Source organism: Variovorax sp. P1_H12_2, from assembly GCF_056405335.1.
Window position 1 is genome coordinate 1 of record NZ_JBFUCI010000369.1, and the last position, 6446, is coordinate 6446.

Consider the following 6446-nt stretch of genomic DNA (forward strand, 5'->3'; position numbering starts at 1 on the left):
CCGCATGGGACTTCTCCTTCCAACGTGGTTGCAGATTGACTTTCCGAAACGCCAATCTTGGCACTCCGATGCCGTAGCCCGAAATGGGAAGTCGCTTCGTATTCGCCAAGCGGCGAGCCAACCGCATGAAGGTCCTCATGCATGACAGCATTGGGATCTACCTGAGCGCGCGCGGCTGCATCAAGGCCGCTTCATCTGGGCCAACACTGCCCTGGTCGGCGCAGATGGTTCTGYCGCGCTAAGCCGAGGTTGGTAAGCTGATGCGGAACTGTTGACTGGACGAAATCGTGATCGAGGCACTGCGCAAGGTGATCAAGCGGATGCATTACCCGCTGGAGGTGATGCTGGTGTGCGTGCGGTGGTATGTGGCCTATCCGCTGAGCCTGCGGCACATTGAAGAGATGATGGCCGAGCGCGGCGTATCTGTCGATCACGCCACGGTCCATCGTTGGGCAATCAAGATCCTGCCCGTACTGGCGTCGGTGTTCCGGCGGCGCAAACGCCCTGTGGGCACGAGTTGGCGAATGGACGAAACCTATATCAAGGTCGCCGGCCAGTGGAAGTATCTGTACCGAGCCGTGGATCGAGACGGTGACACAGTTGACTTTCTGCTGCGCGCCAAGAGAGACCGCGCCGCCGCGCGTCGTTTCCTAGAACAGGCCATCGGACTGCATGGCGTACCCGAGAAGATCACCGTCGACAAGAGCGGTGCCAACACGGCCGCCATCCTGAGCGTCAACGATGACGCCGGGGTCGCCATCGATCTGCGTCAGAGCAAATGCCTCAATAACGTCGTGGAGCAAGACCATCGCGCGATCAAGCGTGTCGTGCGGTCGATGCTGGGGTTCAAGTCCTTCCGCTGGAATCCTGACGCGGTGGTCAACATTCAATCGGCGCCGACAACTATTGGCGCAGGAGCCAGACGAGGGCTGCGCCGCCTGCGAGCCCCGCCAGCAGCGTCATCGTCATGTCGGGACTTTGTCCTTCGATCGGCGCCTGCTTCGGCGATGAGATCCTGCGGTCCGCTCCCGCCGAGAACGGGCTGTAGATGGCCGCCCCATCGCTCTCCCTCGCGGCCTTGATCGCCTGCTGATCCGAAGCTCTGGCAGGGGATGCATCCTGGGCACATGCAGCGCCCAGCGCCGTGAAGGCAAGGAGTGCCGCCGAAGCCCATCGAAGGATCGACATCGTTCTACGCGAACGGCCTGTTGCCGAGCTGGCTGCGTCGCGGCTCGCGTGGGCTGCCGCGGCTGCAAGGCAGCCAGGCGTTGCTCTCCTCATGTCGCACTCCTTCTTGTGGGTCTTGTGGGGCCAGGCGCGATTCTGCAAAAGAAAGCCTCCATGACCAAACGCCGCCGACCCTCGGACCGAACCGGCCACCCCACCGCGTACGCGCGTCTACCACACGCGCCCCGTCGACCACAAAATGTGAATTTCGACCATTTACTGGTCCGGGGGCATTGTTTGCTGCCCGCCCGGGCCCGACCTAGCATGCACTCCCCGGTGTCCATGCCGGGTTCAAAAAAACCAAGAAGGAGTCAACGATGCCCCGTTTTCGTATCGCGGCCATCAGCGCTGCTGCATCCCTTGTCGCCGGCCTGGCCTGGGCCCAGCCTTCCACTATTCCCAACGGACCGAACGGCGAGAACCAGAGTCTTGCCTCGCTGCGCACCTACGACCAGTTGGTCAAGGCGCTGGAAACCTCGGTCCACTCCTCCAACGGTGCCGCCACCCTGCATTACGCGCCCTGGACCAGCAACACCGGCCGCAAGGTTCCCTACGTGGTGGTCGGCAACGGCCCGACGGCGGCGATGATCATCGCCCAGCAGCATGGCGACGAGATGGAAACCAGCGACTCGGCCGCCAACCTGGTGCGCACGCTGGCCAACAGCTCGAAGGAATCGCAGATCATCCGCAACTCGCTCACCGTGATCGTGGTGCCGCGCGTCAACGTCGACGGCTTCGACGGCGAGAAGCCCGACGGCACGCCGCTGACCGACGCTTCCGGCAACACCGTGCCCTGGCGCCAGAACTACGACCCGCGCTTCACCGTCAACCCGCTGCCCGCCTTCTACCAGCGCGGCCGCGGCTATGACATCAACCGCTACCACGCCTTCCGGCCCGAGTGCCCGCTGGACAATCCCAACTACCCGAACATCACGACGGCCGCCGGTGTCTCCACCTGCGAGACACAGGACATCGACAGCACCGCGCCCACCTACGACCTCTCGAAGGGCAACCCGGTGCCGGAAGCCAAGAACATCCGCTGGATCAACGACAAGTACAAGCCGGTGGTGGCGCTGGACCTGCACCATCAGGGTACCCGCGTGCATGACGGCGAGATGGTGACCGCCTCCACCCTCTACCCCACCGCGCTGCAGACTGCGCAGTGGCTGCAGGCGGTGGACCCGAATGCGCTGGCACGCTTCACCGCCGGCCAGACGATGGCCAAGCGCGTGGTGGTGCTGATCGCGCAGAAGCTGGCGCAGTACCCCTACGCCAACCTGAGCCGCTACCCCGGCGGGACCGAGCCTGGCATCTCGCGGAACGCCTATGGCCTGCTGGGCTCCGGCTCGGTGCTGCTCGAACTGCGCGGCGGCATCGGCACCAAGTCGGGCGGCTACATCCAGAAGATCGGCTACCACGCCGCGTCGGCCATCCTCCAAGAGCTGGCCAAGGACCCGACCCTGGGCAGCTTCGACCCCGACCAGGCCGACGTGCTGGTGGTGCCCGCCAACGGCGTGCCGCCGAGCACCGGCAACGGCGGCGAAGCCGAAGCACTCGATCCCGACCACCTGGGCAACTGACGGCGGCGCTTGCGGCGCGCTGCCGGGCCCGTGGCGCGCGCTATCCGTTTTCGTTCGGTCACCAGCTCTATTCCCCGTGCGGCATAAAGCTCCCTCCAGTCGGGCCGAGGCCCCTTGGGGAAATCGCCCTCGTCCGTCGCGATCCAAACGATCTCGGCGGTCTCGAGCACCTGACACGGGCGGACGTCGGCCCTTGCCGCGCGGCAACCTCGACGGCGGTCGGTACCGTTGCCTGGACAGATCGCCTTTGCCGTCGCTTTCCTTCCACTGCGCGGCGGCCTTGATCGAGATTTCGGGCTCGACGAAGTACTCGATGTGCCGGCAAGCGGTCCGCAGCATCTCGTCGATCCACAGGGCGTAATCGCTCGGGTCCTTGGGYGCCTTGGCGCGCATCTTCAGCAGGTCCACGACGCTGTCGACGAGTTCGTCGGGCAGGCTTTCTCGCAGTGCATGTGGGCTTTCGCAGAAAAAAATATCAAACGGAAAGACGGCTACCAGTTCACCTTCAGGCCCACGCTGCCGTTCCACGCACCCTGGGTGCGCGCATCGCCGCCCGATGCCCACAGCTGGCCCGACTCTCCATAGGCGGCGAGCGAAGGCGCGATCTGCCAGGTGGCGCCGATGGCAGCTCGGAGCTCGTGCCGCCCGTGCGGCTCGCGATGTCGGTGATCGCCGCCGGACCGATGAAGCGAACCGTGTCGGTCCCGGTGCTGCGCCGGTACAACCGCATGGCCATCAGTTTCCGCAGTACGCCGCAGGCCGCTGTCGCCCCGCCGCTCGCGTGACGGCCCTGTCGGGCGATCGCCGGATGTCATCGCACGGACCCACCACCGTCATCAACGGCCACTAGCCTTCGGCACGGGAAACCGCTGCCGCGTGGTGCCTTGCCGTTGCGTGCGGCGGTTTCCTGTCTCCGTCCAACCCCAAGAAGACAGGAAAGCCATGACCGACAACTCCCGCCGCAGCTTCCTCAAGAGCTCCGCCACCACTGGCTTCAGCGCCGCCGCGCTGGCCGCCTTCCCGCCCAGCATCCGCAAGGCGCTGGCGATTCCAGCACACAACGAGACCGGCACGATCAAGGACGTCCAGCACGTGGTGATCCTGATGCAGGAGAACCGCTCGTTCGACCACTATTTCGGCACGCTCAAGGGCGTGCGCGGCTTCGGCGACCGCTTCGGGATCCCGCTGCCCGGCGGCCGCAAGGTGTGGGAGCAGCAGATCGACGCCAACGGCACCGTGGTGCTGCCCTACCACCTGGACGGCAGCCAAGGCAACGCCCAGCGCGTGAAGGGCACGCCGCACGGCTGGACCGACGGGCAAAGCGCCTGGGACGGTGGCCGCCAGTACCAATGGCCGCGCTACAAGCAGCAGCAGTCGATGGGCTTCTATAAGGAGGCCGAGCTGCCCTTCCAGTTCGCGTTGGCCAACGCCTTCACGATCTGCGATGCCTACCACTGCGGCATCCACTCGAGCACCAACCCCAACCGCATGTTCCTGTTTGCCGGCAGCAATGGCCCGGCCGGCGCCGGCGTGGGGGTCATCGACAACACCTGGGACACGCTCGACAACGACACGAACGTGGCCGTCGGCTTCACCTGGAAGACTGTGCCCGAGACCTTGCAGGAAGCCGGCGTGAGCTGGAAGGTCTACCAGAACATGCCCGACAACTACACCGACAACTCGCTGGTGGGCTTCAGCAGCTTCCGGCAGGCCAACCTAGCCTCGGGCAAGCCTGTCTACCACAACGTCAACCCCAACCCGGCCTACGACCCCAATGACGACGCAGTCGCACCGCTGTACAAGGGCATCGCCAACACCATGCCCGGCGCCAACGAGGAAACGCAGCTCGACGCCTTCCGCAACGACGTCAAGAACGGCCGGCTGCCGCAGGTGTCTTACGTGGTGGCCACGGACACCTACTCCGAGCACCCGGGCCCGTCCAGCCCGGTGCAGGGCGCCTGGTACCTCCAGCAGATCCTGGACGCGCTGACCGCCGTGCCCGAGGTCTGGAGCAAGACCGTGCTGTTCGTCAACTTCGACGAGAACGACGGCTTCTTCGACCACATGCCCTCGCCCGCCGCGCCCTCGGCCAATGCCGACGGCACGCTCGCCGGCAAGACCACGCTGGCCGCGGCCGCCCTCGCACCCGAGTACTTCAACCACCCGGCTCCGGCCGGCTTCTCGCCCGACTACCGCAAGCCGGACGGGCGCGTCTACGGCCCCGGCGTGCGCGTGCCGATGTACGTGATCTCACCCTGGAGCCGCGGCGGCTGGGTCAACTCGGAAGTCGCCGATCACACCTCGGTGGCGCGCTTCCTGGAGGCGCGCTTCGGCATCAAATACCCCGGCATCAGCGGGTTCCGCCGCTCGGTGTGCGGCGACCTGACCAGCGCCTTCAACTTCCAGACGCCCAACAACGAGCCGCTGCCCACGCTGGCCGGTCGCAAGACCAAGGCCGAGGCCGATGCGCTGCGCAATGCACAGCAGGCCCTGCCGCAAGTCGTCCCGCAGGCCGGGCGTGGCCTGCCGGTGCAAGCCAGCGGCTTCCGCCCCTCGCGCGCGCTGCCCTACGAGCTGTACGCCACGGCCGCCACCGACGCGGTCCGGGGCACGGTCACGCTGAGCTTCGTCAACGCCGGCCGCGCCGCCGCCGTCTTCCACGTCTACGACCAACTGCACCTCGACCGTCTGCCGAAGCGCTATGCGGTCGAGCCGGGCAAGTCGCTCGACGACGCCTGGGCCGCGGGCAGCGACGATGCCGGCCGCTACGACCTGTGGGTGCTGGGCCCGAATGGCTTCCACCGCCGCTTCAAGGGCGACCTCGCCACGCAGCGAGCGCGCAACGCGCCGGCGCCCGAGGTGAAGGTGAGTTACGACCCCGCTAGCGGCGCTCTGCGGCTGGAAGGACGCAACGACGGTTCCGGCCAGCTGCTGCTCAAGGTGCGTTCGAACAAGGTGTACGGCACGCTGAACACCTCGAAGAGCAGCGACCTGCGCGGCGCCGAGCAGGCGCAGGGCTCGGGCACCGAGTGGACGCTTCGCCTCAACGGCCGCAGCACGCAGTCGCTGTACTGGAACCTGGACGCGACCGGCTGGTGGTACGACCTGGTCGTCACCTGCGACGCCGACCCGAGCTTCCAGCGACGCCTGGCCGGCCGCGTCGAGACCGGCCGGCACTCGGTCAGCGATCCGGGCATGGGCCTGGCCGATCAGTTCTGATGGTCCATCGCGGTCTGCACTGACACAGGTCGCTTCGGGGGCGGAGCGGGCCTTTCGGTTCTGTCGCGATAGCGCTGCGGAGCCGTGGGTATCCATGCTGGCATTGGCGTTCAAGAGGCCAGCGAATAGAACTTCGACGCAGCTGACGAGGCTTCGCCTTCAGGGCAGTCGAGCTGCCCCTTCCTGATCATATGCATCAGCTCAATGCCAGCAATCAGGACGCGTGCGCAGCGGAAGGACTTGAACCCCAGCATCGACCGCACGACACGCTTGATCGCGCGATGGTCTTGCTCCACGACGTTATTGAGGCATTTGCTCTGACGCAGATCGATGGCGACCCCGGCGTCATCGTTGACGCTCAGGATGGCGGCCGTGTTGGCACCGCTCTTGTCGACGGTGATCTTCTCGGGTACGCCATGC

5 protein-coding genes and 1 pseudogene are annotated in these 6446 nt (G+C 66.0%); 5 read left to right on the forward strand and 1 reads right to left on the reverse strand.

Features of this window, described 5'->3' with window-relative positions; genetic code table 11:
• Positions 1 to 320 precede the first annotated feature (320 nt).
• The 5 genes and pseudogenes from AC1D2K_RS27260 to AC1D2K_RS27280 all read left to right on the forward strand — a co-directional run.
• A pseudogene (locus AC1D2K_RS27260) lies at positions 321 to 860 on the forward strand (IS6 family transposase); the annotation flags it as partial.
• Between the two features lie 684 nt (positions 861 to 1544).
• Positions 1545 to 2807, forward strand: a complete 1263-nt coding sequence (locus AC1D2K_RS27265; RefSeq protein ID WP_478092556.1) for a M14 family zinc carboxypeptidase — start codon at positions 1545 to 1547, stop codon at positions 2805 to 2807.
• 228 nt (positions 2808 to 3035) lie between these two features.
• A complete protein-coding gene (locus tag AC1D2K_RS27270) occupies positions 3036 to 3392 on the forward strand; it encodes a hypothetical protein (protein ID WP_478092558.1) in 357 nt (118 codons plus the stop codon).
• A 62-nt stretch (positions 3393 to 3454) separates the two neighbouring features.
• The gene (locus AC1D2K_RS27275) at positions 3455 to 3592 is read left to right on the forward strand and encodes a hypothetical protein (protein WP_478092561.1); all 138 of its coding nucleotides are present in this window, start codon (positions 3455 to 3457) and stop codon (positions 3590 to 3592) included.
• A gap of 157 nt (positions 3593 to 3749) precedes the next feature.
• A complete protein-coding gene (locus tag AC1D2K_RS27280) occupies positions 3750 to 6026 on the forward strand; it encodes a phosphocholine-specific phospholipase C (protein WP_478092563.1) in 2277 nt (758 codons plus the stop codon).
• 110 nt (positions 6027 to 6136) lie between these two features.
• Here the strand turns inward: AC1D2K_RS27280 and AC1D2K_RS27285 are convergent.
• Positions 6137 to 6446: DDE-type integrase/transposase/recombinase (locus AC1D2K_RS27285; RefSeq protein WP_478092564.1), on the reverse strand; the 310-nt coding region annotated here is incomplete at its 5' end.

Coding starts and splice junctions, on each gene's coding strand:
- AC1D2K_RS27280 (WP_478092563.1), top strand. CDS start 3,750: ATGACCGACAACTCCCGCCGCAGCTTCCTCAAGAGCTCCGCCACCACT.
- AC1D2K_RS27265 (WP_478092556.1), top strand. CDS start 1,545: ATGCCCCGTTTTCGTATCGCGGCCATCAGCGCTGCTGCATCCCTTGTC.